Source organism: Mesorhizobium sp. YR577, assembly GCF_900116595.1.
Classification (GTDB): Bacteria; Pseudomonadota; Alphaproteobacteria; order Rhizobiales; family Rhizobiaceae; genus Mesorhizobium_M.
In genome coordinates this window covers 42,039-67,876 of record NZ_FPBI01000012.1, presented here as the reverse complement: position 1 = coordinate 67,876, position 25,838 = coordinate 42,039, and the positions used below count along the sequence as shown (strand labels likewise).

Below are 25,838 nucleotides of genomic sequence, written 5' to 3'. Positions count from 1 at the left end.
ATGCGTGTTGCCATCATCGATTACGGGTCGGGCAATCTCCGCTCGGCCACCAAGGCATTCGAACGCGCCGCGCGCGAGGCGGGCATTGCCGCCGAGATCGACCTGACGGCCGATGCCGAGCGCGTCCGCACCGCCGACCGCATCGTGCTGCCGGGCGTCGGCGCCTATGCCGATTGCCGCGCCGGGCTCGACGCAGTGCCGGGCATGACTGAAGCCATCGATGAGGTCGCGATAAAACAGGCGAGGCCGTTTCTCGGCATCTGCGTCGGCATGCAGCTGATGTCCGAGCGTGGTCTCGAAAAGACGATCACCCACGGCTTCGGCTGGATCGCCGGCGACGTGAAGGAAATCACCCCGTCCGACCCGGCATTGAAGATCCCGCAGATCGGCTGGAACACGATTCACGTGAAACATTCGCATCCGCTGTTTGACGGAATCCGGACGGGAGAGGGCGGTCTGCATGCCTATTTCGTCCATTCCTACCATCTCGATGCGACCAAGCCGGACCAGGTGCTGGCCGTTGCCGACTACGGCGGTCCGGTCACCGCCGCGGTCGCGCGCGACAACATGGCCGGCACGCAGTTCCATCCCGAGAAGAGCCAGGCGCTCGGCCTTGCCCTGATCACCAATTTTCTGAAATGGAAGCCATGATCCTCTTTCCCGCCATCGACCTGAAAGACGGCCAGTGCGTTCGCCTGAAGCTCGGCGACATGGATCAGGCCACCGTCTACAACGCCGATCCCGCCGCCCAGGCAAAATCCTTCGAGGATCAGGGTTTTGAGTGGCTGCATGTCGTCGATCTCAACGGCGCTTTCGCCGGCGAGAGCGTCAATGGCGCGGCCGTCGAGGCGATACTCAAGGCGACGAAAAATCCGGTCCAGCTCGGCGGCGGCATCCGCACGCTCGATCATATCGAAAGCTGGCTTTCCAAGGGATTGGCGCGCGTCATCCTCGGCACGGTCGCCGTGCGCGATCCCGGCCTGGTCATCGAAGCCTGCAAGAAGTTTCCGGGCAAGATTGCGGTCGGCATCGACGCCAAGGGCGGCAAGGTGGCGGTCGAGGGTTGGGCTGAAGCCTCCTCACTGGGTGTCATCGAGCTGGCAAAAAAGTTCGAAGGTGCCGGCGTGTCGGCCATCATCTACACCGACATCGACCGCGACGGCATTCTCACCGGCATCAATTGGGATGCGACCATCGACCTTGCCGAAGCAGTCTCCATTCCGGTCATCGCCTCGGGCGGCCTCGCCTCGATCGCCGACATCGTGCGCATGACCATGCCCGATGCGACAAAGCTCGAAGGCGCGATCTCCGGCCGCGCGCTCTATGACGGCCGCATCGACCCGGCGGAAGCGCTCACAATTCTGAAAGCGGGGAAAGGCAGCCGGCGATGAAGCTTTCGCTCATCCTCGCACCCTATGACAGCGGCCATTATCAATCCGGCGTCGGACTGGGCCCTGAGGCTATCATCGCCGGCGGACTGGTCGAAGCGCTGACGTTGAGCGGGCACGACATTACGGTTGAGGATATCGGCAAGGTTGGCGACGAGCAGGGGCGCGAGATCGCGACCGGTTTTGCCGTCTGCCATGCCGTCGCGGCCAGGGTGGCGGCCAGCAAGGCCGCCGGGCGGTTCCCGATCGTGCTTTCCGGCAACTGCCTGACCACGACAGGCGCGGTTGCCGGAGACGACGCCGATTCGATCATCTGGGCCGACCAGCATGGCGATATCAACACGCCCGAGACATCGACCTTCGGCTTCCTCGACGGCATGGCGCTGGCAACCGTGCTCGGTCTGTGCTGGCGCCCGATGGCGAATGCCATTCCCGGTTTCCAGGCAATCGACCCTTCGCGCTGCTTGCTGGTCGATGCCCGCGATCTCGATCCGGACGAAAAACGCCTTCTGGAAAGCCTGCCCGTCATCCGCGCAGAGTGCACGCAGGCGCCTGGCGCTGTCGGCAGGCTGAAGGCTGCCGGTGCCAGCCGCACGCATCTGCATCTCGACCTTGATGTCCACGACCCGGATATCCTGCAGGCCAACCGCTACGCTACGCCGGGTGGCCCAAACCCCGACCAGTTGCGGCTGATGGCCTGCGGTGTTGCGCGGTTGATCCCGGTCGTCGGGCTGACTATCTCTGCCTACGATCCGGTATTCGACGCCAGTGCCGAAGCGCCTCCACTGGTTGGCAAGCTGCTCGTCGACTTCCTGGATACGCTGGAACGCAAGGAACGGGAGGCCTGATGCAATGACCCTCAAAGCCCGCGTTATTCCCTGTCTCGACGTCAAGGACGCCCCGCGACGCCCGCAGCCGCGAAGCGGCGAGGACGCGCAAACAAAAATGGAGGCCGTCCTTTGACCCTCAAAGCCCGTGTCATTCCCTGTCTCGATGTTAAGGACGGCCGCGTCGTCAAGGGCGTCAACTTCGTCGACCTGATCGACGCCGGCGATCCGGTCGAGGCGGCCAAGGCCTATGATGCGGCCGGTGCCGATGAGCTTTGCTTCCTCGACATCACCGCATCGTCCGACAACCGCGAAACCATCTTCGATGTCATTGCCCGCACGGCGGAGCACTGCTTCATGCCGCTGACCGTCGGCGGCGGCGTGCGCCAGGTGGCTGATATACGAAAGCTGCTGCTGGCCGGCGCCGACAAGGTGTCGATCAACACGGCGGCGGTGAAGAATCCCGATTTCGTTGCCGAAGCTGCTGACAAGTTCGGCAACCAGTGCATCGTCGTTGCCATCGATGCGAAGAAGGTCTCGCAGCCGAGCGAGGGCGACCGCTGGGAAATCTTCACCCATGGCGGCCGCGAAAAAACCGGCATCGATGCAGTGGAGTTCGCCCGAAAGGTCGTCGATCTCGGCGCCGGCGAAATCCTGCTCACTTCGATGGACCGCGACGGCACCAAGGCCGGCTACGATATCGCCCTGACCCGCGCGGTGGCTGACGCGGTGCGCGCGCCGGTGATCGCCTCGGGCGGCGTCGGCACGCTCGAGCACATGGTCGCCGGCATCCGCGACGGCCATGCGACTGCCGTGCTGGCTGCTTCCATTTTCCATTTTGGCACCTACACCATTGCGCAGGCCAAGGACTACATGGCAAAAGCAGGCCTGCCGATGCGGCTGGATGCTGCCGCGTGACCTCTCTCGCCGAGATGCGAATGACCGGTTTTTCCCTGAACGATCTCGAACGCATCGTCGCTGAACGTGCCCGTTCCGGCGATCCCTCGTCATGGACCGCCAAGCTCTTTACCCAGGGCATGGAGCGCGCCGCCAAGAAGCTTGGCGAGGAAGCCGTTGAAACGGTCATCGCCGCCGTCAAGGGCGACAAAAAGGACCTCGTTTCCGAAAGTGCTGATCTTCTCTATCATTGGCTGGTCGTGCTGGCGGTCGCCGGCGTGCCGCTGTCGGACGTGCTTGCGGAGCTCGAAAAAAGGACCGGCCAGTCCGGGATTGCCGAGAAGGCATCGCGCAGCTAGAGCATGATCCCGAAAAGTTGCAGACTTTTCAGGCAAGATCATGCTTCAAAATCAATATGCTAGAGTGAGATGACGATTCAAGGAAACGTCATCTCACTCTAAGCAATTCCAGGAAAAACGGTTTTCCGCCCGGGAATTGCGTAAAAACAAATGCTTGGCCTGAGGGTAAGCGATGGATCAACTCGCTCCGACCGTAAAATATTCCCCGTACCGCTTCTTTTCGGCCGAGCGATGGGCCGAATTCCGCGCCGATACGCCGATGACCCTGACGGCGGACGAGGTCAAGCGGCTGGGCTCGCTTTACGACCCGATCGATCTCGACGAGGTCCGCCGCATCTACCTGTCGATGTCGCGTCTGCTCTACGCCCATGTCGAGGCGAGCCAGTTGCTGTTTCGCCAGCGCCAGGCGTTTTTCAGCGGCGATCAGGTCGCCAAGACGCCCTTCATCATCGGCATGGCCGGTTCGGTGGCGGTCGGAAAATCCACCACGGCGCGTATCCTTAAGGAGCTTCTCGGGCGCTGGCCGTCGAGCCCGAAGGTCGATCTCGTGACCACCGACGGTTTCCTGCTGCCCAACGAGGTGCTGCGCCGCGAGAACCTGATGGAGCGCAAAGGCTTTCCCGACAGCTATGATGTCGGCGCGCTGCTGCGCTTCCTGTCGGCGATCAAGTCGGGCCAGCGCGACGTGCGCGCGCCGCTCTACTCGCACCTGACCTATGACGTGATGCCGGGTGCGTACGTCACCATCGATCGGCCTGATATATTAATCTTCGAAGGGCTGAATGTGCTGCAGCCGCGCGAACTGCCGAAGGACGGCAACTTCGTCCCCTTCGTCTCGGATTTCTTTGATTTTTCGATCTATATCGATGCCGAGGAAGAGCTGATTCACAGCTGGTATATCAAGCGTTTCATGCGGCTGAGGGAGACGGCCTTCCGCAATCCCGAGTCTTTCTTCCATCGTTATTCGCAACTGTCCGAGGATGCCGCCAAGGCGATCGCCGAGGGCTTATGGGGCAATATCAACCTGAAGAACCTCCGGGAAAACATCCTCCCGACCCGCCCCCGCGCCGACCTGATCCTGCGCAAGGGCGAGGACCATCTGGTCGAGGAAGTGGCGCTGCGGAAGCTTTAAGCGCCGCTGGCGATAAGCCTTTTGGAAAATGAAAACAGCGGCACAAGGCCGCCGTTTGAATTTCGAGTGTAAGAGAAGCCGTTCAGGCCTGCGCGATATCGGGGATGCGCAGCACCTGGCCGGGATAGATCTTGTCGGGGTGGGTCAGCATCGGCTTGTTGGCCTCGAAGATCAGCGTGTTCTTCGCTCCCTTGCCCTTGCCGTATTGGGCCTCGGCGATCTTCCAGAGATTGTCGCCCTTTTTCACGGTGTAGAATACGGGTTCCTTGGCAGGCGTTGCAGCCGCCACCACCGCGTTCATGTCGACATTGCCATCGAGCTTCAGCCCACTCTCAGGCGCGACGACTTTCAGTTCCCCGGCTTCGACCTTGGAAACGCCGAGCGTGTTGCCGACCGCAATGATGGCCTTCTCGAAGATCGACTGATCCGCGACGACGCCCTTGAGAACGGCCTTGTCGCCCTGGATTTCGACCTGAACCTTGTCGGTGCCGAGCTTGTGGGAATCGAGTTCCTTTTTCAGCTCTTCAGCCGTCGCCACCTTTTCGTCGTCGCCGCCGAAGCCCAGCTTCTTGCCGACATTCTTCACAAAATCGAACATACCCATGGTCAGTATCTCCTTGCTGCCGCATTGATCCGCAACGCGAATTTTGCATCTGTCGCGAGAAATTGAAAGCAGTGATTGAAATTCGCCACTCTTGGGCGGCCGTCTTGCTCAATCGTTTTCGACCTTGCCGCGCAGCTTCTTGACAGTGGAGCGGCCGGCCTTGGTTTTCAGCCGTCGTTCAACCGCACCCTTCGTCGGCTTTGTTTTCCTGCGCGGCTTTGGTGGCGGCTCGGCTGCCTTGGCGACGAGTTCCGTCAGCCGTGCGCGGGCGTCGGCCCGGTTCTGCTCCTGGGTACGAAAGCGTCCGGCTTCGATGACGATGACGCCATCCTTGGTCGCGCGCTGGCCGGCCAGCTTTATCGTGCGTTCGCGCACACGCTCGCTCAGCCCCGGCGCATTCCTGGCGTCGAAGCGCAGTTGCACGGCGGTCGCCACCTTGTTGACGTTCTGGCCACCCGGGCCGGAGGAGCGGATGAAATTCTCCTCGAGGTCATCCGGGTGGATGACGGCTTCCTCGGCGATGATGATCTTTTCGTCGGCGCTCATGCGCTACTGATGACCCGCGTCGCGCAAAAAGAAAAGGCCCGGCAGAACCGGGCCTTTTCGAAGTGTGGTGAGGAAGAGCCTATTCGGCTGCATCCAGTATGCGCGGCGCGGCGCCCAGAACGCTGGCATCGACATGGGTTTCGAACTTGCCGAAATTGTCGATGAACATGTTGACGAGCTTCTTCGCCTGCTGGTCGTAAGCCTGCTTGTCGGCCCAGGTCGAGCGTGGATCGAGGATCGCGCTGTCGACGCCCGGAACCGTCACGGGAACCTCGAAGCCGAAATTTGCGTCGGTGCGGAATTCCGCGCCGTTCAGCGAGCCGTCGAGGGCAGCCGCAAGCAGCGCGCGCGTTGCCTTGATCGGCATGCGCTTGCCGGTGCCATAGGCGCCGCCGGTCCAGCCGGTATTGACCAGCCAGCAATCGACGCCGTGCGCGGCGATTAACTCGCGCAGCAGATTGCCGTATTCCGAAGGATGGCGCGGCATGAACGGCGCACCGAAGCAGGTCGAGAAGGTCGCTTCCGGCTCGGTCACGCCCTTTTCGGTGCCGGCGACCTTTGCCGTGTAGCCGGACAGGAAGTGATACATGGCCTGCGCCGGCGTCAGTCTGGCGATGGGTGGCATGACGCCGAAGGCATCGGCGGTCAGCATGATGATGTTCTTGGGATGAGCGGCACGCCCGCTGGCGCTGGCATTGGGAATGAAATCCAGCGGATAGGCGCAGCGCGTGTTTTCGGTCAGCCGCCCGTCGTCGAAATCGGGAACGCGGGCATCGTCGAGGATCACATTCTCCAGCACGGTGCCGAAGCGCTGCGTCGTCGCAAAAATCTCGGGCTCGGCCTCCGCCGAAAGCCGGATCGTCTTGGCGTAGCAGCCGCCTTCGAAATTGAAGATGCCTTCCGGACCCCAGCCATGCTCGTCGTCGCCGACCAGCGTGCGCGCCGGGTCGGCTGAAAGCGTCGTCTTGCCGGTGCCGGACAGGCCGAAGAAGACGGCTGCGTCACCGTCCGGGCCTTCATTGGCCGAGCAATGCATCGGCATGACACCCTTGACCGGGAGGTGATAATTCAGCGCCGTGAAGACCGACTTCTTCATCTCGCCGGCATAGGAGGTGCCGCCGATCAGCACGATCATGCGCGTCAGGTCGACCGCGATCACGGTTTCCGTGCGGCAGCCGTACCGTGCCGGATCGGCGCGGAAGGACGGCAGGTCGATGATCGTCATCTTCGGCGTGAACACGTCGAGTTCGCTCGCTGCCGGGCGGATCAGCAGGTTGCGGATGAACAGCGAATGCCAGGCATATTCGGTGACGACCCGCGTCGGCAGCTTCTGCGTCGCGTCAGCGCCGCCGATCAGGTCCTGCACGAACAGATCCTTGTCAGCCGCATGGGCAATGAAATCCGACAGCAGCAGCTCGAAATGCTCGGGCGACATCGGCTTGTTGTTGTCCCACCAGATATGCGGTTCGGTGGCAGCGTCGCGCACAACGAACTTGTCCTTGGCGGAGCGTCCGGTGTGCTGGCCGGTTTCCGCCACGAGGGCTCCGTGCGCAGTCAACTTGGCTTCGCCGCGCCGAATCGATTCCTCATAAAGCGCTGCGGCACCGAAATTATAATGCACGGTGCCCGAAGTTTTCAGGCCGGATTTGTCGATCCCGTAATTCGGGTTTCGTTTGCCGGTCTCGCTCATGCGCAGCTCTCCATCCATAACAAGGGCGCCAATGTTCGGGCACATGACCCGCCGTCATATTCCTCCTCTCATGGAGGGCAATTGTGGTCAGAAACAGAAAAGGTAAGTAATTTCAAATCTTTAATCGATTTAAAAATTTTGAAAATATTTTAAATCGTTTATATCCAACGAAAGATGCTAGGGTTGCACAATAAGCATGCAATTTTTAATCTGGCATTCAGGCGAAGCCGGGTCGCCAAGAGGGAGTATGCGGTCAGGGTCCATGCGACAAGGAGCGGCGGCGGTGCCACATTTTGTACCCAATTTGTCCGCCAATAGCCCCTTCCGACGCAAGAAGGGACACTCCGCACATGAGGGAGCCGCTTGATATGGCAACAATCGCGCTTGTCGATGACGACCGCAACATTCTGACTTCGGTTTCGATCGCGCTGGAATCCGAGGGATATCGCGTCGAGACCTACACCGATGGCGCATCAGCGCTCGAAGGGCTCGCCGCACGTCCACCCAATCTTGCCATCCTCGACATCAAGATGCCGCGCATGGATGGCATGGAGCTTCTGCGCCGCTTGCGCCAGAAAACCGATCTTCCGGTCATCTTCCTCACTTCGAAGGATGACGAGATCGACGAATTGTTCGGCCTCAAGATGGGCGCCGACGATTTCATACGCAAACCGTTTTCGCAGCGTCTGCTGGTCGAACGCGTCAAGGCGGTGCTGCGCCGCGCCAGCGCCCGCGATGCTGCGGCCAAGACGCCGAGCCAGCAGGCCCGTTCGCTCGAGCGCGGCCAGCTCGTCATGGACCAGGAGCGCCACACCTGCACCTGGAAGGGCGAGCCGGTAACGCTCACCGTCACCGAATTCCTCATCCTGCACTCGCTGGCGCAGCGCCCCGGCGTCGTGAAAAGCCGTGATGCCTTGATGGATTCGGCCTATGATGAGCAGGTTTATGTTGACGACCGCACCATCGATAGCCACATCAAGCGCCTTCGCAAGAAGTTCAAGGCTGTCGATGACGATTTCGAGATGATCGAAACCTTGTACGGCGTCGGCTACCGGTTCCGCGAGGCATAACAGCCCGCGAACCGTCGGGCCATGATCCGGGAAGGCGGGAACCGGGTTCGGATCAGGCTCGCAGTGTGGAGCGCCCCGTCCCGGTTCGTGAGAACCGGTAAGGCTCCATGATCTGGGATTTGTGACTGCATGGCCATTGAGGTCGAACTCAAGAAACCGGCAACGGCCTCACGCGGGCCGGGCAAGATGGCGTCTTCGCTTCTGCGGCGCGTGACCGTGCCGCTGCGCCGCTTTCTCGGCCATCATGTCTTCTCCAGCCTCACGCGCCGCATCCTTTTCCTCAATCTTGCCGGCCTGGCGGTCCTCGTCATCGGCATCATGTATCTCAACACCTTTCGCGACGGGCTGATCGACGCGCGCGTCGAAAGCCTGATGACGCAGGGCGAGATCATCGCCGGCGCGATCGCCTCCTCCGCCACGATCGAGACGGACACGATCAGGATCGACCCGGAAAAGCTGCTCGAGCTTCAGGCCGGCGAAAGCCTTGGGCCGGGATCGGACCAGCTCGACAGCCTCGACTTTCCGATCAACCCGGAGCGCGTGGCGCCGGTTCTCAGGCGGCTGATTTCGCCGACGCGGACGCGCGCGCGCATCTACGACCGCGATGCCAATCTGCTGCTTGACTCCCGGCATCTCTATTCGCGCGGGCAGATCCTGCGCTACGACCTTCCTCCGGTGCAGGAAGAGGAGCCCGATTTCCTCGAGCGCGTGCAGAAGTTCGTCTTCGACCTGTTCCGCAATGGCGACCTGCCGGTCTACCGCGAGCAGCCCGGCGGCAACGGCGCGTCTTTCCCGGAAGTCATGAGCGCCCTGACCGGCAGCCCGTCGACGATCGTCAGGGTCAGCGAGCAGGGCGAGCAGATCGTCTCGGTCGCGGTTCCCATCCAGCGCTTCCGCGCCGTAATGGGCGTGCTGATGCTGTCGACCGAAGGCGGCGACATCGACAAGATCGTCGCTGCCGAGCGCAAGGCCATCCTGCGCGTCTTCGGCATCGCTGCCCTGGTGACGGCAATCCTTTCGATGCTGCTTGCCTCGACCATCGCCAATCCGCTGCGCCGGCTTTCTGCTGCCGCCGTGCGCGTGCGCCGCGGCGTCAAGAATCGCGAGGAAATCCCCGATTTCTCCGATCGCCAGGACGAGATCGGCAATCTTTCCGTCGCCGTGCGCGACATGACCAATGCGCTCTACGCCCGCATCGAGGCGATCGAGAGTTTTGCCGCCGACGTCTCGCATGAACTGAAGAACCCGCTGACATCGCTGCGCAGCGCCGTCGAAACCCTGCCGCTGGCCAAGAACGAGGCATCGCGCGGACGCCTCATGGAAGTCATCCAGCATGACGTGCGGCGTCTCGATCGGCTCATCACCGATATCTCGGACGCTTCGCGTCTCGATGCCGAGCTTGTGCGTGAAGACGCCGCCAGGATCGACCTGAAGAAGTTCATTTCCGATCTCGTCGCCGTCTCCCAGGATGCCGGTCGTCACAAGCGCAAGGTCGGCATAGAATTCAGGCCGGCGAAGCTGCCGCAGGGCGTCAAAGGCTATTTCACGCTCGGCCACGACCTTCGCATCGGCCAGGTCATCACCAATCTGATCGAGAATGCCCGCTCTTTCGTTCCGGAAGAGACCGGCCAGATCACCATCTCGCTGGAGCGAGCCGGCAAGTTCAACATCGTCACGATCGACGACAATGGTCCCGGCATACGCGCTGACAATATCGACCGCATCTTCGAGCGGTTCTATACGGATCGTCCTTCGAGCGAGGCCTTCGGGCAGAACTCCGGCCTCGGCCTGTCGATCAGCCGGCAGATCGTCGAGGCGCATGGCGGCACCTTGAGTGCTGAAAACATTCCGGGTTCCAAGCCGGGCGACACCATGGGCGCGCGCTTCGTGATGACGCTTCCGGTCGAAGGCTGATCGTGGTTGCCACGAACCTTCACGGCACGGCACTTGTGCTTGGCGATCGCGGCGTTCTGATCCTGGGCGCGTCGGGATCGGGCAAGAGCACGTTGGCGCTCACCCTCATTGCGCAGTTTCAGGCAAGAGACCGGCTGGCCCGGCTGCTCAGTGACGACCAGGTGCTGATATCGGCGCGTGGCGGACGCTTGGTGTGCAAGGCGCCGCCGACGATCTGCGGACTCGTGGAGGTTTTCGGGCTGGGACCGAAGCCGATCGGCTTCGAGGAATGCGCTGTCATCGATCTTCTGGTGCGGCTCGTTTCGCCTGCTGAGACCGAGCGTCTTGTGGAAGACAGGTTCGAGGAAATGGCCGGCTGCCGGCTGCCCTGCCTGCTGCTTGCCGCGCGCAACGCCACTGGCGCTGCTCTTGCGGTCTCCGCCCGGCTTTCCTTGCCGCCTTTTTTGTAACTTGAGTGCATGTTCGTGGTGCGATGCGGCAAAATGGCCCAATTCCGAGCGTTTTAGGACTTGTCAACGCCCGCCGCGTCGACAAGATAGCGCTCCGCCGTCCGGCCATGCCGGGACAACCGGCCACAATACAATGCGCTCGTGAACGGGCCATGACGGGAGCCTAAGCAGAATGATCGGACTCGTGCTCGTGACGCACGGTCAACTGGCCGAGGAGTTCCGCAACGCCGTCGAGCACGTCGTCGGGCCGCAGGAACATTTCGAGACAGTTGCCATCGGAGCCGATGACGACATGGAGCAGCGTCGCCGCGACATCGTCGATGCCGTTGCCCGGACCGACACCGGTTCCGGCGTCGTGGTGCTGACCGACATGTTCGGCGGCACACCGTCCAACCTTGCCATTTCGGTGATGGAATCCGGTCGCGTCGAGATCATCGCCGGCATGAACCTGCCGATGCTGATCAAGCTCACCAGCGTGCGCAAGGGCGACAACATGGCGCTCGCCCTCGATGAGGCGCAGATGGCCGGACGCAAATACATCAATGTCGCCAGCCAGCTGTTGAGCAGCAAATGAGCAGTCTGCCCTTCTCTGCCAAGGATGGCCTGATCAGCAGGGAATTCCAGATCGTCAACCAGCGTGGCCTGCATGCCCGTGCCTCGGCGAAGTTCGTTCAGGTCGCCGGAGGCTTTCAGGCTGACGTCCGCGTCGAAAAGGATGGCACTTCCGTCGGCGGCACCTCGATCATGGGTCTGATGATGTTGGCGGCCAGCCCCGGCTGCTCGATCCGTGTCACCGCCAGCGGCCCGGAGGCGCAGCAGGTGATGGATGCGCTCGAAGCGCTGATCTCGGCGCGTTTCGGCGAGGAAATCTGAACGCGGCGTTCGTTGCAGGATATGCACGAATAAAGATTTCTTTATATCCCATTGTCGATTTGACCGTGATCTGATAGTCACGCGGCATAATTGCGCCCGTTGTGAATATGGCTCCGGGTGCGCCTGCAAACCGTATTCACTGGAGCACTGCAATGTCTGGTAGCAAAGACTACATCGTTGCCGACCTTTCGCTTGCCGGCTGGGGCCGCAAGGAAATCGAAATCGCCGAAACCGAAATGCCGGGCCTGATGGCCTGCCGCGAGGAGTTCGGCAAGGAACAGCCGCTCAAGGGAGCCCGTATCACCGGCTCGCTTCATATGACGATCCAGACGGCGGTTCTGATCGAGACGCTGAAGGCGCTCGGCGCCGACATCCGCTGGGCCTCCTGCAACATCTTCTCGACGCAGGATCATGCTGCCGCCGCTATCGCCGAGGCCGGCATCCCGGTTTTCGCCATCAAGGGCGAGACGCTGGAGGAATACTGGCAGTACACCGACAAGATCTTCCAGTGGGCCGATGGCGGCACCTCCAACATGATCCTCGATGATGGCGGCGACGCCACCATGTACATCCTGATCGGCGCACGTGCCGAGGCAGGCGAGGACGTCCTGTCGAACCCCGGCAGCGAAGAAGAAGAAATCCTGTTCGCCCAGATCAAGAAGCGCATGGCACAGTCGCCCGGCTTCTTCACCAAGCAGCGCGAAGCGATCCGCGGCGTTACCGAAGAGACCACCACCGGCGTCAACCGGCTCTATCAGCTGCAGAAGAAGGGTCTGCTGCCCTTCCCGGCAATCAACGTCAATGACTCCGTCACCAAGTCGAAGTTCGACAACAAGTATGGCTGCAAGGAATCGCTGGTCGACGGCATCCGCCGTGGCACCGACGTGATGATGGCCGGCAAGGTCGCCGTCGTCTGCGGTTACGGCGATGTTGGCAAGGGTTCGGCTGCGTCGCTCAGCGGCGCCGGCGCCCGCGTCAAGGTCACGGAAGTCGACCCGATCTGCGCCCTGCAGGCTGCGATGGACGGCTTTGAGGTCGTCACGCTTGAAGATGCGGCCCCCACCGCCGACATCGTCATCACCACCACCGGCAACAAGGATGTCATCACCCTCGACCATATGCGGGCGATGAAGGACATGGTCATCGTCGGCAATATCGGTCACTTCGACAACGAGATTCAGGTCGCCGCACTGCGCAATCTGAAGTGGACCAACGTCAAGCCGCAGGTCGACATGATCTCCTTCCCGGATGGCAAGCGCATGATCCTTCTGTCGGAAGGCCGCCTGCTCAACCTCGGCAACGCCACCGGCCATCCGAGCTTCGTCATGTCGGCGTCCTTCACCAACCAGGTTCTCGCCCAGATCGAGCTCTGGACGAAGCCCGGCACCTACCAGAATCAGGTCTATGTGCTGCCCAAGCATCTCGATGAAAAGGTGGCGCGCCTGCATCTCGACAAGCTTGGCGCGAAACTCACCGAGCTTAGCGGCGAACAGGCCGCCTATATCGGTGTAACCCAGCAAGGACCTTTCAAGCCGGAACACTACAGATACTGATTTGAATTAACCAAACTACTAGATGTTGAAGCCGGGCGATTGACTTTTCGCCCGGCTTTCTTTTTGCCGCATCAGCTTCTTCACGGCGATTCGCCCAGCTTGTATGTTGTTGTGATTCGCGACGTCTTGGGGCCCGGGGGCGGGGATCCGAGGGGCATCATCAAGGCGGTCTTGCATTCAGGCGGCGGAGAGGAACAAGACATGCCGGGGGATAACCCGCTAGACGCGGGACAGGCCGTTACCGGCGGCCACGAGGATTCGAGCAAGGCTGCTTCAGTGGCAGGACTCTGGCCGGCTGGCATGCCGCGGTGGCCGGCGGCCCGTCGCCTTCTGGCTGCTACATCCGTGTTCGGACTGTTCTCGGTTGACGCTGCCCTGGCTCAGGCCGATGTGGTGGCGCGAAAGGCAGGTCTTTCGGTCAGCGCAGTCGAAGTCATGCAGCTCGCCGTCTTTGCCGGCGTCATGGGCGCGGCCCTTGTGTCCGCTATTGTCCTGATCCGCGAGCGTGCCCGGATATCCGCCGAAAATGTCGACCTGCGTGCCCGCGTTGCCGACCTGAATGCGTCGTTGCAGCGCTCCGACGCCTTGCTCAACCTGCGCGACCAGCGCGTCGTGGTATGGGCGAGCGAAAAGCAGAAGCCCGAGCTGATCGGCTCATTGCCTGCGGAAGCCGGCGCGCCGGAAGAGCGCGCCGCGTTTCTGGCCTTCGGCCGCTGGCTGATGCCGCGCTCGGCCGCCGCCCTCGACCACGCAGTTGCAGCCTTGCGCGAAAAAGGTGCCTCCTTCGACCTCGTCGTCGAATCGCAGACCTCCGCGCCGCTGGAAGTCCAGGGCCGCAAGAGCCCGTCGCATTTCCTGGTCCGGTTCGTGGCGCTTTCCGAATCGCAGCGAAACCAGGCACGGCTGAAGCTGGAAAACCAGCGCCTCGCCGCCGACTACGACAACATGCTCGGCCTCATCGACGCCCTGAAGATGCCATTCTGGATACGCGCCGCCGACGGCCGCCTGAAATGGGTCAATCGCGCCTATGCAGAGGCGGTCGAGGCGTTGAATGCGGAAGCCGCGACACGCGAAGGCAAGGAATTCCTTGGCACGCCGGCGCGCGAATCGATCGTGCAGCAGCATCTGGCCCACCCGGTGTTCGAACAGACGCTTTCGACCGTGGTCAAGGGCGATCGCCGGGTGTTTTCGGTGACGGATTTTGCCGGCGGCGAGGGGTCGGCCGGAATTGCGCTCGACATGAGCGGTGTCGAGACCATCCGCGAGGAATATGAGCGCACGGTTCGCAGCCATGCCGACACGCTCGATCAGCTCACCACGGCAGTGGCGATCTTCGACCCGCAGGAAAAACTGCGCTTCTTCAACCAGGCCTTCCAGAAGCTCTGGGACCTGGACGTCGCGTTTCTCGAGAGCGCGCCCGACAATGCCCTGCTGCTCGACAGGCTGCGCAGCGACGGCAAGATTGCCGAGCAGCCGGAATGGCGGCGCTGGAAGGAAAACCTGCTCGGCGCCTATCGTTCCGTCGATTCGCAGGAACATTGGTGGCATCTGCCGGACTCCCGCACCATCCGCGTCATCGCCAATCCGCAACCCAAGGGCGGCGTTACCTGGGTGTTCGAGAACCTGACCGAGCGCATGGACCTCGAAAGCCGCTACCACACCGCCGTGCGGGTGCAGGGCGAAACCCTCGACAATCTTGCCGAAGGTGTTGCGGTGTTCGGGCCTGACGGCCGTATACGCCTGTCCAACCCGGCTTTCGTCAACCTATGGGGCCTGCCTGCCGAAACCGTCGAAGCGAAGACCCATATCTCGGCGATCCGCGCGCAATGCGATGCGCTGGCGGAAAACAGTCCCTGGCCGACTTTCGTCGCAGCCGTCACCGGTTTCGACGACGAGCGCCGCGACGGCAGCGGCCAGACGGAACTGAAGAACGGCACCGTCCTGCGCTACGCCGTCATCCATCTGCCGAACGGCCAAGTGATGATCACCTTTGTCGACGTCACCGACAGCGTCAATGTCGAGCGCGCGCTCAAGGACAAGAACGAGGCGCTGGAAAAGGCCGACCAGCTCAAGAACGATTTCGTCCAGCACGTTTCCTACGAACTGCGCTCACCGCTCACCAACATCATCGGCTTTGCCGAACTGCTGTCCCTGCCGGCCACCGGTCCCCTTGCGCCGCGCCAGCGCGAATATCTCGGCCATATCGGCTCGTCCTCGTCGGTGCTTCTGACCATCGTCAACGACATCCTCGACCTTGCTACCGTCGATGCCGGCATCATGGAGCTGGAGATCGCCGAAGTGCGCGTCGACCAGACAATCGCTGCAGCCGCAGAACTGGTTGCCGAGCGTCTCGACGAACATGCGATCAAGCTGAAGATCGACGCCGCGCAGGCACCAAAGAGCTTCCACGGCGATGAGACCCGCATTCGCCAGATCCTCTATAACCTGCTCAGCAACGCCGCCAACTACGCGCCTGAGGCAAGCACCATTTCGCTCTCCTGCCGGCAGACGGCGAACGGCGTCGAGTTCGCCGTGCACGACGACGGTCCCGGCATGGCGCCGGAGATTCTGGACACGGTGTTCCGGCGCTTCGAGCCGCGGGTGAACGGCGGCCGCCGGCGCGGCGCGGGGCTCGGCCTTTCGATCGTCAAGAGCTTCGTAGAACTTCACGGCGGCTCGGTCCGGATCGATACCGGGAAGGATCGCGGCACCACGGTGATCTGCCTGTTCCCGACCACGCCCACCGGCGTCCGCGAAGCGGCGGAGTAGCGGTCTCCATGGCCATGGAGTTCGAGCGTTTTTTGGCCGACGAGCAGGCGACCGTCCGGCTGGGCGAAGACCTGGCGCTGACGCTGCGCAAGGGCGACATACTCGCACTGCACGGCGATCTCGGCGCCGGCAAGACGACGCTGGCGCGCAGCCTGATCCGCGCGCTCGCCGGTGATGCCGAGCTCGAAGTCCCAAGCCCGACCTTCACGCTCGTCCAGTCCTACGATAAGCGCGTGCCGGTCCATCATTTCGACCTTTACCGGCTGTCCTCCGCCGACGAGCTGGATGAGCTCGGCTTTGAAGATGCGTTGGAACAGGGCGCGGCACTGGTCGAATGGCCCGAAAAGGCGGGTGATAGATTGCCGCCTTCCGCAGCCCGGGTCGAACTGGTCGAGGAAGGCGAAGGACGCACAGTCAGGATTTCAGCGTCCGGCGCGCTCGGCGAGCGCATCGCACGTTCCTTCGCCACGCGTGATTTTTTACACGCCGCCGGTTGGGGCGAGGCTCACCGCAGCCATTTCGTCGGCGATGCCTCCGCGCGGTCCTACGAGATCGTCACGCTTGGCGATCAGCCCGCACGTGTGCTGATGAACTCGCCTCGGCTGGTGCTCGGGCCTCCGGTGCGCGACGGAAAACCCTATGCCGAGATCGCCCACACGGCGCAGTCTGTTTCGGCCTTCGTCGCCATAGACCGCGCCCTGCGGGATGGCGAAGTCACGGTCCCGAAAATCCACGCCCAGGACCTCGAAGCCGGTTTCCTGCTGATCGAACATCTCGGCGCGGAAGGATTTCTGGAGGCGGGCAAGCCGGTGGCCGGGCGCTATGCCGCCGCCGCAGAACTGCTCGCCATGATGCACGGCAAGACCTGGCCGGATCGCATCGACATCGAACCCGGCGTGGTGCACACCGTGCCGCCCTTCGACCGCGACGCGATGATGATCGAAGTCGAGCTCCTGCTCGACTGGTATTTCGCTGCGGTTGCCGCCAAGCAGCCCGACGATGCGCTCCGTGCCGGCTTCCGGCAGGTCTGGAACAATCTTTTCGACCGCGTCGACAAGGAGGAAAAAACCTTGATGCTGCGCGATTTTCATTCGCCCAACATCATCTGGCGCGGCGATCGAACCGGCCATGACCGGCTCGGCATTATCGATTTCCAGGATGCGCTGATCGGTCCCGCCGCTTATGACATTGCCTCGCTCGCCATGGATGCCCGCGTGACGGTGCCGGTAGAAATCGAGGCAAGCACGGTCGAAGCCTATATCGCCGCGCGCTCGAAAGCAGGTGGTTTCGACGCCGAGGCCTTTACCGAAGCCTATGCCATCATGGCGGCGCAGCGGAATTCAAAAATCCTCGGCATTTTCGTGCGCCTCGATCGCCGCGACGGCAAGCCGGACTATCTGAAGCATCTGCCGCGCATTCGCGACTATCTGCGCCGCGCGCTTGCGCATCCTGCACTTGCCGAACTGCGCGATTTCTATCACCGTCACGGCCTCACTGAGGACGCATCGATTTGACCGCTCCAAAAATTGCCATGGTGCTGGCTGCCGGCCTCGGCAAGCGCATGCTGCCGATCACCGAAACGTTGCCCAAGCCGCTGGTTCGCATCGCCGGAAAGACCCTGCTCGACTGGGGCCTGGACAGCCTTGCCGCCGCCGGCGTCACCAGGGCGGTGGTCAATGTCCACTATCTGCCCGAGCAGATCGTCGCCCATGTCGCGGGCCGCAAGCAGCCGGCGATCATCATCTCCGACGAAAGCGAAAGCCTGCTCAACTCGGCCGGCGGCATCGTCAAGGCGCTGCCGGAACTCGGCGCAAAACCCTTCTACATCCTGAACGCCGACACCTTCTGGATCGATCGCGACGAGCCGAACCTGAAACGGCTTGCCCTTGCCTGGGATGCATCGAGAATGGATATTCTTCTGATGCTTGCAGATCTCGACTCGGCGACTGGACACAGTGGCGGCACGGATTTCCTTGCCGCGCCCGACGGCACTTTGGCGCGCGCCGCCGGCGACCCGACGGGTATGATCTATGCCGGCGCGGCAGTCATAAATCCGCGCATTTTCGACGGTGCCGAACCAACACCGCATTCGCTCAACCTCTATTTCGATCGCGCCATCGCGGACGGCCGCCTGTTCGGCATGAAGATGGAAGGCCAGTGGATCACGGTCGGCACGCCGGATGCCATCGCACCGGCCGAAGCGGTGGTTGCCGCCGCGCTGGCGCAGGACGCATGAGTGCACGCTCGACGCCGCGGGTCTTGTCGATCCCGCCCGGTGCCGCTTTTCTGCCGACGCTTGCCGATGAACTGCTTGCCGGCCGGCTGATCCCTGGGTTTCGTTTCGACGGCGATCCGCTGGCGCTTGCCGATGTCACGATCTATGTGCCGACGCGGCGTGCCGCGCGCGAGCTGCGCGGCGTTTTCGTCGACAGCTCCGGCGGTCGCGCGGCCATCCTGCCGACCATTCGCCCGCTTGGCGAATTCGACGAGGATGAGGCGCTGTTCAATCCGGAAGGCTCTGCCAGCCTTGATCTGGCGCCGCCGATCGCGTCGATCGATCGCCTGCTTCTGCTGGCGCCATTGGTCCGCAGCTGGAAGCGGCGCCTGCCGGCCCATGTCGCCAGCCTTTTCGAGGAAGAGATCGTCGTGCCTGCTTCCTCGGCGGACGCCGTCTGGCTGGCGCGCGATCTGGCCGGCCTGATGGACGAGATCGAAACCGAGGGCTCCGAGTGGTCGCGGCTGCGCGACCTGGTTTCAGGCGACCTCGCCAATTGGTGGCAGGTAACGCTGGATTTCCTCGAAATCGTCATGACCAGCTGGCCGGCCGTGCTGGCGGAGCGCGATCTGTCAAATCCTGCCGCCCATCGCAGCGCCCTGATCCGGCTAGAAGCCGAGCGGCTTAGGCTCGACCCGCCACAGGGGCCGATCATCGCCGCCGGCTCCACCGGCTCCATTCCGGCCACCGCCGAACTGCTGTCGGCCATTGCTCGCCTGCCGCGCGGAGCGGTTGTCCTGCCGGGGCTCGACAAGCGCATGGATGAGCGCTCCTGGTCGGTTATTGCGGGCGATGCGCCGCAACCGTCCGTGCTCGGCCATCCGCAATACGGCGTGGCCAAGCTGTTGCGAAAACTCGGCGTTCTGCGCGCCGATGTCGACGAGATCGGCATTGTTGGACCCGACCTTGCACATCGCGCCGCGTTCGTCGGGCAAGCTTTGCTGCCGGCCGAAACCACCGATGATTGGGCGGACCATCGGCAAAGAATATCGGAGGAAAGCCTGACGGGCGCATTCGCCGATGTGACGCTGCTGGAAGCCGCCAGCGAGCGCGACGAAGCCGTCGCGATCGCCATCGCATTGCGCCGCGCGATCGAGGCGCCGGACAGCACCGCCGCCTTGGTGACAGGCGACCGCAATCTGGCGCGCCGCGTCTCGGCCGAGCTGCTGCGTTTCGGCATCCAGGCCGACGATTCCGGCGGCACGCCGCTTTCCAATACGCCGCCCGGCGCTTTCCTGCGTCTCATGTTGCAGGCGGCGTTCAATCCCGGCGATCCGGTGGCGGTCCTGTCGCTGCTCAAGCACCCCTTGCTCTCGCTCGGCATCGAGCGTTCCACGGTGCGCCATGCTGCGGAGACGATCGAGCTGGTGGCGCTGCGCGGCGGTACCGGCCGGCCGGATGTCGCCAGCCTCGGCGCGCTTTTCGAAAAGCGGCTTGAAGCGCTGGCCGACGAGGGCCGCAAACCGTTCTGGTTTTCGCGCATGACGGTCAGACGCATCGATGAAGCGCGGGCGATGCTTGCACGCCTTCACGATGCGCTGGCGCCTCTGGTTGCCTTCCGCAACGACCAGACGGTCGAACTTGCCGCCATCATCCGCGCGACGGTCACGGCTATGGAAGCCCTCGGGCGAGGCGCAGACGGTAGCCTCACCGAGCTCTATGCCGGCGACGCCGGCGAAAAGCTGGCCGAACTCCTGCGCGGCCTCGTGGCGGCGAGTGCGCCCTTCTCCTTCCCGGCTGAGGAATGGCCCGACATCATGGACGCGCTGGTCGCGCCGGAAGTGGTCAAGCCGGCCTATGGCAGCGACAGCCGCGTCTCGATCTGGGGCGCGCTGGAAGCCCGCCTCCTGTCCGTCGATACGCTGGTGGTCGGCGGCCTGAACGAAGGCGTGTGGCCGCGCAAGGCCCAGGCCGACCGTTTCATGTCGCGCATCATGAAGACCGGCATCGACCTCGAGCCGCCGGAACGCCGGATCGGCCAGTCGGCGCATGATTTCGAGATGGCGATGGGTGCCGGCAAGGTCATCCTCGCCCGCTCTGCCCGCTCGGGCGACGCACCCGCCGTTCCGTCGCGCTGGCTTCAGCGCATCCTGACCTTTGCCGGGGCTGAGCAGGCGCAAGCCATGCGCGCGCGCGGCAACGAACTGCTCGGCTGGGCAAGGGCGCTGGATGGCGGGCCGCAAATTCCTTTCGCCGAGCGCCCGCAGCCCAAGCCGCCGCTCGAGGCGCGGCCGCACCATTTCTCCGTCACTGAGATCGAGACGCTGCGCCGCGATCCCTATGCGATCTACGCCCGCCGCATTCTCGGCCTGCTGCCGCTCGATCCGCTGGTGCGTGATCCCGGTGCGGCCGAGCGCGGCACCCTGTTCCACGCCATCATGCATCGCTTTTCGGCATCTAGCGTCGATCCGCGCGATGGTTCGGCGCTCGACGTCCTGCTCGACGCCGGCCGCACCTGTTTCACAGAGGCTCTTTTGCCGGCTGACGTTCATGCGATCTGGTGGCCGCGCTTCGAAAAGCTGGCCGAAAACATCATCGCCTGGGAGCGCACCCGCGCGCCCTCGGTGAACACCCGCCACGCCGAGGAGCGCGCCGAAAAGACCGTCGTCGGCGCTTCGGGCGTAACTCTCTCGGGCTATGCCGACCGCGTCGATGTACTGCCGGCCGGCATGGCCGACATTCTCGACTACAAGACCGGCTCGTCGCCGTCCAAGGCGCAGGCGCACACGCTGCTTGCGCCGCAGCTGGCGCTGGAAGGCGCGCTGCTGAAGCGCGGCGCATTCCGCGAACTCGGTCGGCTGGAGCCTTCGCAACTGGCCTTCGTCCGCTTCAAGCCCAATGGCGAGGTGTTTGAGGAATCGATCCTCGAATACAACCGCAAGCCGCGCACGGCCGGCGATCTCTCCGAGGAAGCCTGGCACCGCCTTGAGGAACTGCTCAAGCATTATGGCCGGCCCGAGACGGGATATTTGTCGCGCGCGCTGCCGTTCCGCGAAGGCGAGACGGACGGCGACTACGACCATCTCGCCCGCGTCCTCGAATGGTCAGCCGGCGGTGACGGCGCCGACAGCGGCGGCGACGACGCATGAAAAAGACCTATCCCGTCCCCGCCGAGACCTCCGACCGGCAGGCGCGAGCCTCCGACCCGCAGAATTCCGCCTGGGTGTCGGCCAATGCCGGCTCGGGCAAGACGCATGTGCTCTCCCAGCGCGTCATCCGCCTTCTGCTGGAAGGCACCGATCCTTCGAAAATCCTCTGCCTGACCTATACGCGCGCCGCCGCCGCCAACATGTCGAACCGCGTCTTCGGCAATCTGTCGAAATGGACCATGCTCGGCGACGCGGCCTTGCGGGCGGAAATCGAGAAGATCGACAACAAGGCGCCCAACGCCGAAAAGCTGCGCCGGGCGCGACGGCTTTTCGCGCAGGCGCTGGAAACGCCGGGCGGCCTGAAGATCCAGACCATCCACGCCTTCTGTGAATCCGTGCTGCATCAGTTTCCGCTGGAAGCCAACATCGCCGCACATTTCCAGATGCTCGACCCGCTGATGGAAGAAACGCTGTTTGCCACCGCGCGGCGCGAAATGGTGACGGGCGCGGTCGCATCCGACAATCCCGAACTCGGCGAGGCCTTCGCCATGGTGCTGGAGCGTGGCGGCGAAGCCGGGCTCGACGCGCTGCTCGGCGAAATCGTGCGCAAGCGCGACGGCTTGCGCGACTTCATCGATGCCGCCGCACACGACACCGTGCCCTATGCCATGCTGTTTGCCGAGTTCGGCTTCTCCCCGGATGACACGGCGGAAGACATTGCCGCTTCGATCTGGCCGCTGCCGGGCTTTTCAGCCGATTATTTTACCGAGTTTGCCAATCAAGCCGCCGCCGTCGATGCCCGCCGCGCGCTGGACAGCATCATTCCGGATGTGATCCTGGCCTTTGCCGAACCCGACCCGGTCGCCCGGCTGAAACTGCTGGCGAAAGGCTTTTTGAAGTCGGATGGCGATTCCTACGACCCGGTCAAGACGTTCAAGAAGGCGCTGCACGACCGCATGCCCGACCTTGCGGAGCGCTATGCCGCCGCTGCCGGCGCGATCATCGAGACGTCCGACCGCCTTGCCACCTTCCGCATGCTGGAAGGCACGCGCGCAGCCCTCACCATCGCCGACTGGCTGATCGCCCGCTACGAGCGGCTGAAGACCGGGCGCGGCTTTCTCGATTTCAACGATCTCATCACCCGCACCGTGCGCCTGCTGGCAAGGCAGGATGCCGGCCCATGGGTCCAATACAAGCTCGACAAGGGCATCGACCACATCCTGCTCGACGAGGCGCAGGACACCAGTCCCGACCAGTGGGAAGTGGTGAAGCGGCTGGCCGAGGAATTCTTTGCCGGCTTCGGCGCGCGCGACAACGTCCACCGCACGGTCTTTGCCGTCGGCGACGAAAAGCAGTCGATCTATTCCTTCCAGGGCGCAGCGCCCGAATCCTTTGCCCGCAGCGGCCAGGAATTTTCGCAGAAGATCCGCGCCGCCAACCGCAGCTTCGAGCCGGTCAAGCTGACGCTGTCCTTCCGCTCCACCGACGACGTGCTGCAGGCCGTCGACCGGGTCTTTGCCAGCGACGAGGCGAAGCGCGGCATCACGCTCGATCCCGGCCCGGTCCAGCACAACGCCATCCGCGCCGGCGCGCCCGGCTATGTCGAGGTCTGGCCTTCGGTCGGGGCCGATGCGGCGGAAGAACCGGACGACTGGACGCAGGCCGTCGACCATGCCCATGCGCCTGCCGTGCGCGTTGCCGAAAATGTCGCCGCGACCATCCAGAACTGGATACGCTCGGGCGAGATCATCGAAGGCACCGGAAAAAAACTCAGCGCCGGCGATGTCATCGTGCTGGTGCGCAAGCGCGACCGTTTCGTCCATGCGCTGGCCCGCAGCCTGAAGAACCGCAACATTTCGGTCGCCGGCGCCGACCGCCTGAGCCTGCCCGGCCATATCGCGGTCAAGGATCTGATGGCGCTTGGCCGTTTCATGATCCAGCCGGAGGATGACCTGTCGCTGGCGGCGGTGCTGAAAAGCCCGATCTTCCAGCTCGGCGAAGACACGCTTTTCGATCTTGCCGCCGGTCGCGCCGGCGGGCTGTCCCTATATGCATCGCTCCGGCAACTGGCCGAAAATTCTCAGCAATTGGCCGAGACCGTAAAACGCCTCACCGAATGGTCGACGCAATCGGCCTTCAGGCCGGTGTTCGAGTTCTATTCCGGCATTCTCGGCCGCGACGGCGTGCGCAGGAAGATGGTCGCGCGCCTCGGCCAGGACGCCGGCGATATCCTCGACGAATTCCTGAATTTCTGTCTTGCTGAGGAACGCACGGGCCTTCCCGGCCTCGAATCCTTCCTCGCAACGCTCGAAAGCGCCGGTCCTGAGATCAAGCGCGAGATGGACCAGACGCGCGACGAAGTCCGCATCATGACCGTCCACGCAGCCAAGGGGCTCGAAGCGCCGGTCGTGTTCCTTGTCGATGGCGGGGCCGCCCCCTTCAGCGACCAGCATTTGCCGCGGCTGATGCCGTTCCAGCCGAAGGGCGAGGAATTGCGGCACGTCAAAGCTTTCCTCTGGCGCTCGGGCAGCGACGTCGCCAACCTGTTCTCGCAGGCTGCGGGCGGCGAGGCGAAGGAGCGCGCCGACGACGAATATCGCCGGTTGCTCTATGTCGGCATGACGCGCGCCGAGGACCGCCTGATCGTCTGTGGCTATCACGGCAAGCGCGCGCAGAACGCCGCGACATGGCATGCTCTCGTGACCCGGGCGCTGGTCGGCATCGAGCACAGCGAGGAACGCAAGCACCCGGTCATCGACGATACGGTGCACCGTTTTCGCGTCACGCCATTCACGACAGCGCAGGCCGCCGCCGAGACGCCCGAAACGCCGGTGCTGTCATCCTCGCCGATGCCGCCGCATCTGCTGAAGCCGCTGCCGCCCGTGGAACGGCTGCCGCGCCCTCTGTCGCCGTCCGGCGCCTCGGCGCTGATCGAGGAAACGAAGGAACCGGTCGTGTCGGACCGCTCGCCGGTGCTCGATCCCGAGATCGAGCCGGGTTTCGCCATTGCCCGTGGCCTGGCGCTGCACAAGCTGCTCCAGATGCTGCCGGATATTCCCCTGACGGAAAGGAACGCCGCAGCATTGCGCTATCTCGAGCGCATCGCCGCAGGCTGGCCGGAGCAGGAGCGTCACGCCGCACTCGCCTCGGTGCAGGACATTCTGGCATCTCCGGATTTCGCGCCCTTGTTCGGGGCGGGCTCGCGCGCGGAAGTGTCGATCATGGGCAGCGTCACGGTTCGCGGCAAGCCACGCTCGGTTTCGGGCAAGATCGACCGGCTGGCCGTCACCGCCGACGAGGTCTTCATCGTCGACTACAAGACCAACCGGCCGGCCCCCGCGTTGTTCAGTGATGTTCCGCTGTCCTATGTCACGCAGCTCGCACTCTACCGTGCATTGCTCCAGCCGCTTTATCCGCGCCACAAGGTTTCGGCGGCCCTTCTGTTTACGGAGGCGCCCAACCTGATGCGGATTCCCGAAACCGCGATGGACGATGCCCTTGTCCGACTCACACAGGCGTGACACAAGGTCTGCTTGAACGCCTGCAAGGCCGACACCACATATAGCGCGACATCGAACCCGGAAAGGATTTCATCATGGCCACAGTCAAGGTCGACAAGAGCAATTTTCAGTCTGACGTGCTGGACGCTTCGGGTCCCGTCGTCGTCGATTTCTGGGCGGAATGGTGCGGCCCCTGCAAGATGATCGGCCCGTCGCTCGAGGAAATTTCGACCGAATTGGCCGGCAAGGTGAAGATCACCAAACTCAATATCGACGAGAATCCGGAAATCGCTGCTCAGTTCGGCGTGCGCTCGATCCCGACCCTGATGATTTTCAAGGGCGGTGAAGTGGCCGACATCAAGGTCGGCGCGCTGCCCAAGACGGCACTTTCGCACTGGATCGGCGGCAACGTCGCCTGATCGTTCGGAACCACGGAATTCGAGAAGCCCGGCTATCGTGCCGGGCTTTTTGTTGGCTGTCGGAATTTTCCAGCTGGCTCTTCTCGCAAGGCGCTTTTCATTCCTTGATCGCTTGGGCGAACAGAGGAGCAGAAAAAATGTCCGGAACAGCCAAGCCAACCGTCTTCGTCGACAATGAACGCGTCATCGTTACCGAATGGCGCTTTGCGCCGGGCGCCAATACCGGCTGGCACCGTCATGGCCACGACTACGTCGTCGTGCCGCTGATGGACGGCAAGGTGAAACTGCTCACCAGGGACGGAGAGTCTTTCGCCGAGATGAAACAGGGCGTCCCCTATTTCCGCTCCGAAGGCGTCGAGCACGACGTCATCAACGCCAATGACGGCGAATATGCCTTCATCGAGATCGAGCTGAAATAGCCTTCATGCTGACGTCGTCCGCTCGTTCACGAGCTCGAGAATGACGAAGGGAAGAGGCCAACAGT

The 25,838-nt window shown here is 63.1% G+C and carries 22 protein-coding genes; 19 read left to right on the top strand and 3 right to left on the bottom strand.

Annotation, left to right across the window (positions count from 1 at the left end; all coding sequences use genetic code 11):
* The 6 genes from hisH (at position 1) to coaA (ending at position 4,603) form a co-directional block, all read left to right on the top strand.
* The gene (gene hisH / locus BM413_RS18415) at positions 1–651 is read left to right on the top strand and encodes an imidazole glycerol phosphate synthase subunit HisH (protein WP_091915687.1); all 651 of its coding nucleotides are present in this window, start codon (positions 1–3) and stop codon (positions 649–651) included.
* The gene (hisA, locus tag BM413_RS18410; RefSeq protein WP_091915685.1) at positions 648–1,391 is read left to right on the top strand and encodes a 1-(5-phosphoribosyl)-5-[(5-phosphoribosylamino)methylideneamino]imidazole-4-carboxamide isomerase; all 744 of its coding nucleotides are present in this window, start codon (positions 648–650) and stop codon (positions 1,389–1,391) included. Before hisH ends, hisA begins: the two co-directional genes overlap by 4 nt.
* A complete protein-coding gene (locus BM413_RS18405) occupies positions 1,388–2,236 on the top strand; it encodes an arginase family protein (protein WP_091915683.1) in 849 nt (282 codons plus the stop codon). The genes hisA and BM413_RS18405 overlap by 4 nt, the downstream gene beginning before the upstream one ends.
* 111 nt (positions 2,237–2,347) lie before the next feature.
* The gene (hisF, locus tag BM413_RS18400; protein ID WP_091915681.1) at positions 2,348–3,133 is read left to right on the top strand and encodes an imidazole glycerol phosphate synthase subunit HisF; all 786 of its coding nucleotides are present in this window, start codon (positions 2,348–2,350) and stop codon (positions 3,131–3,133) included.
* Between the two features lie 20 nt (positions 3,134–3,153).
* Positions 3,154–3,471, top strand: a complete 318-nt coding sequence (locus BM413_RS18395; RefSeq protein WP_091915679.1) for a phosphoribosyl-ATP diphosphatase — start codon at positions 3,154–3,156, stop codon at positions 3,469–3,471.
* 172 nt (positions 3,472–3,643) lie between these two features.
* A complete protein-coding gene (coaA, locus tag BM413_RS18390; RefSeq protein ID WP_091915677.1) occupies positions 3,644–4,603 on the top strand; it encodes a type I pantothenate kinase in 960 nt (319 codons plus the stop codon).
* Between the two features lie 82 nt (positions 4,604–4,685).
* On the opposite strand, the gene lysM is transcribed toward coaA, so the two are convergent.
* The 3 genes from lysM to BM413_RS18375 all read right to left on the bottom strand — a co-directional run bounded on the left by lysM (position 4,686) and on the right by BM413_RS18375 (position 7,443).
* Positions 4,686–5,207: a peptidoglycan-binding protein LysM gene (gene lysM / locus BM413_RS18385; protein WP_091915675.1), complete on the bottom strand. Its 522-nt coding sequence runs from the start codon at positions 5,205–5,207 to the stop codon at positions 4,686–4,688.
* Positions 5,208–5,315: 108 nt separating this feature from the next.
* Positions 5,316–5,753, bottom strand: coding sequence for an alternative ribosome rescue aminoacyl-tRNA hydrolase ArfB (gene arfB / locus BM413_RS18380; RefSeq protein ID WP_091915674.1), 438 nt, complete (start codon positions 5,751–5,753; stop codon positions 5,316–5,318).
* Positions 5,754–5,832: 79 nt separating this feature from the next.
* Entirely contained in the window at positions 5,833–7,443 is a 1,611-nt protein-coding gene (locus BM413_RS18375) for a phosphoenolpyruvate carboxykinase (protein ID WP_091915672.1), read from the bottom strand.
* Between the two features lie 368 nt (positions 7,444–7,811).
* On the opposite strand from BM413_RS18375, the gene BM413_RS18370 reads away from it, so the two are divergent.
* The 13 genes from BM413_RS18370 to BM413_RS18310 all read left to right on the top strand — a co-directional run bounded on the left by BM413_RS18370 (position 7,812) and on the right by BM413_RS18310 (position 25,773).
* Positions 7,812–8,513 (top strand): response regulator transcription factor, encoded by a 702-nt coding sequence (locus tag BM413_RS18370; RefSeq protein WP_091915669.1) that lies wholly within the window; start codon positions 7,812–7,814, stop codon positions 8,511–8,513.
* A 129-nt stretch (positions 8,514–8,642) separates the two neighbouring features.
* Entirely contained in the window at positions 8,643–10,427 is a 1,785-nt protein-coding gene (locus BM413_RS18365) for a sensor histidine kinase (protein WP_091915667.1), read from the top strand.
* Positions 10,428–10,429: 2 nt separating this feature from the next.
* Positions 10,430–10,876 (top strand): HPr kinase/phosphorylase, encoded by a 447-nt coding sequence (locus tag BM413_RS18360; protein WP_091915665.1) that lies wholly within the window; start codon positions 10,430–10,432, stop codon positions 10,874–10,876.
* Between the two features lie 172 nt (positions 10,877–11,048).
* On the top strand, positions 11,049–11,450 hold the full coding sequence (locus BM413_RS18355; RefSeq protein ID WP_091915663.1) for a PTS sugar transporter subunit IIA: 402 nt from the start codon (positions 11,049–11,051) through the stop codon (positions 11,448–11,450).
* On the top strand, positions 11,447–11,749 hold the full coding sequence (locus BM413_RS18350) for an HPr family phosphocarrier protein (protein ID WP_091915661.1): 303 nt from the start codon (positions 11,447–11,449) through the stop codon (positions 11,747–11,749). The genes BM413_RS18355 and BM413_RS18350 overlap by 4 nt, the downstream gene beginning before the upstream one ends.
* A 152-nt stretch (positions 11,750–11,901) precedes the next feature.
* Positions 11,902–13,302 carry an adenosylhomocysteinase gene (ahcY, locus tag BM413_RS18345; RefSeq protein ID WP_091915659.1) on the top strand — a complete coding sequence of 467 codons (1,401 nt, stop codon included), beginning with the start codon at positions 11,902–11,904 and terminating at the stop codon, positions 13,300–13,302.
* 201 nt (positions 13,303–13,503) lie between these two features.
* Positions 13,504–16,071, top strand: a complete 2,568-nt coding sequence (locus BM413_RS18340) for a sensor histidine kinase (protein WP_091915950.1) — start codon at positions 13,504–13,506, stop codon at positions 16,069–16,071.
* Between the two features lie 14 nt (positions 16,072–16,085).
* A complete protein-coding gene (gene tsaE, locus BM413_RS18335; protein ID WP_091915948.1) occupies positions 16,086–17,585 on the top strand; it encodes a tRNA (adenosine(37)-N6)-threonylcarbamoyltransferase complex ATPase subunit type 1 TsaE in 1,500 nt (499 codons plus the stop codon).
* Positions 17,582–18,307 (top strand): nucleotidyltransferase family protein, encoded by a 726-nt coding sequence (locus BM413_RS18330; RefSeq protein ID WP_091915657.1) that lies wholly within the window; start codon positions 17,582–17,584, stop codon positions 18,305–18,307. Before tsaE ends, BM413_RS18330 begins: the two co-directional genes overlap by 4 nt.
* Complete coding sequence (gene addB / locus BM413_RS18325; protein ID WP_091915655.1) at positions 18,304–21,435, top strand: double-strand break repair protein AddB; 3,132 nt, start codon at positions 18,304–18,306, stop codon at positions 21,433–21,435. The genes BM413_RS18330 and addB overlap by 4 nt, the downstream gene beginning before the upstream one ends.
* Positions 21,432–24,956 (top strand): double-strand break repair helicase AddA, encoded by a 3,525-nt coding sequence (addA, locus tag BM413_RS18320; RefSeq protein ID WP_091915653.1) that lies wholly within the window; start codon positions 21,432–21,434, stop codon positions 24,954–24,956. Before addB ends, addA begins: the two co-directional genes overlap by 4 nt.
* 74 nt (positions 24,957–25,030) lie before the next feature.
* Entirely contained in the window at positions 25,031–25,354 is a 324-nt protein-coding gene (trxA, locus tag BM413_RS18315) for a thioredoxin (protein ID WP_091915651.1), read from the top strand.
* Positions 25,355–25,491: 137 nt separating this feature from the next.
* Complete coding sequence (locus BM413_RS18310; RefSeq protein ID WP_091915649.1) at positions 25,492–25,773, top strand: cupin domain-containing protein; 282 nt, start codon at positions 25,492–25,494, stop codon at positions 25,771–25,773.
* Positions 25,774–25,838 lie beyond the last annotated feature (65 nt).

Coding starts and splice junctions, on each gene's coding strand:
- hisH (WP_091915687.1), top strand. CDS start 1: ATGCGTGTTGCCATCATCGATTACGGGTCGGGCAATCTCCGCTCGGCC.
- hisA (WP_091915685.1), top strand. CDS start 648: ATGATCCTCTTTCCCGCCATCGACCTGAAAGACGGCCAGTGCGTTCGC.
- BM413_RS18405 (WP_091915683.1), top strand. CDS start 1,388: ATGAAGCTTTCGCTCATCCTCGCACCCTATGACAGCGGCCATTATCAA.
- BM413_RS18395 (WP_091915679.1), top strand. CDS start 3,154: ATGACCGGTTTTTCCCTGAACGATCTCGAACGCATCGTCGCTGAACGT.
- coaA (WP_091915677.1), top strand. CDS start 3,644: ATGGATCAACTCGCTCCGACCGTAAAATATTCCCCGTACCGCTTCTTT.
- lysM (WP_091915675.1), bottom strand. CDS start 5,207: ATGGGTATGTTCGATTTTGTGAAGAATGTCGGCAAGAAGCTGGGCTTC.
- arfB (WP_091915674.1), bottom strand. CDS start 5,753: ATGAGCGCCGACGAAAAGATCATCATCGCCGAGGAAGCCGTCATCCAC.
- BM413_RS18375 (WP_091915672.1), bottom strand. CDS start 7,443: ATGAGCGAGACCGGCAAACGAAACCCGAATTACGGGATCGACAAATCC.
- BM413_RS18370 (WP_091915669.1), top strand. CDS start 7,812: ATGGCAACAATCGCGCTTGTCGATGACGACCGCAACATTCTGACTTCG.
- BM413_RS18365 (WP_091915667.1), top strand. CDS start 8,643: ATGGCCATTGAGGTCGAACTCAAGAAACCGGCAACGGCCTCACGCGGG.
- BM413_RS18355 (WP_091915663.1), top strand. CDS start 11,049: ATGATCGGACTCGTGCTCGTGACGCACGGTCAACTGGCCGAGGAGTTC.
- BM413_RS18350 (WP_091915661.1), top strand. CDS start 11,447: ATGAGCAGTCTGCCCTTCTCTGCCAAGGATGGCCTGATCAGCAGGGAA.
- ahcY (WP_091915659.1), top strand. CDS start 11,902: ATGTCTGGTAGCAAAGACTACATCGTTGCCGACCTTTCGCTTGCCGGC.
- BM413_RS18340 (WP_091915950.1), top strand. CDS start 13,504: ATGCCGGGGGATAACCCGCTAGACGCGGGACAGGCCGTTACCGGCGGC.
- tsaE (WP_091915948.1), top strand. CDS start 16,086: ATGGAGTTCGAGCGTTTTTTGGCCGACGAGCAGGCGACCGTCCGGCTG.
- addB (WP_091915655.1), top strand. CDS start 18,304: ATGAGTGCACGCTCGACGCCGCGGGTCTTGTCGATCCCGCCCGGTGCC.
- addA (WP_091915653.1), top strand. CDS start 21,432: ATGAAAAAGACCTATCCCGTCCCCGCCGAGACCTCCGACCGGCAGGCG.
- trxA (WP_091915651.1), top strand. CDS start 25,031: ATGGCCACAGTCAAGGTCGACAAGAGCAATTTTCAGTCTGACGTGCTG.
- BM413_RS18310 (WP_091915649.1), top strand. CDS start 25,492: ATGTCCGGAACAGCCAAGCCAACCGTCTTCGTCGACAATGAACGCGTC.